Genomic DNA, 279 nt, shown 5'->3' on the forward strand with positions numbered 1-279 from the left:
TTCTTCATCTCGAACAACCACTTCAACACGTTCTCGACGGCGATTGCGATTTCGGGAGCGCAGCAGGGCTTCATTGCGAGCAACCTGCTCTACAAATGGACCGGATCAAACCAAGACTGGCGCGGCATCTACCTTGGCACTTACGTAGACGGCGCGACGACTTACTACGCGAGCGACAACATCGCCCGAGACAACATCCTTTATGGCTATGCTGGGGGCGGGGCGGCGGGCGGTGCTGCGGTTGGCATTGACGCCTCGGGCGGAGACGGCAACACGCTG

Annotated in this window: 1 protein-coding gene; it reads left to right on the forward strand. The window is 59.5% G+C overall.

The annotated features are described in order from the left end of the window. Positions 1-279 (forward strand): hypothetical protein (locus tag HPY23_RS02080; protein WP_200601617.1); only part of this gene is annotated, 279 nt, incomplete at both ends.

Origin of the sequence: Methylobacterium ajmalii (assembly GCF_016613415.1) — a bacterium.
Taxonomy (GTDB): Bacteria; Pseudomonadota; Alphaproteobacteria; order Rhizobiales; family Beijerinckiaceae; genus Methylobacterium; species Methylobacterium ajmalii.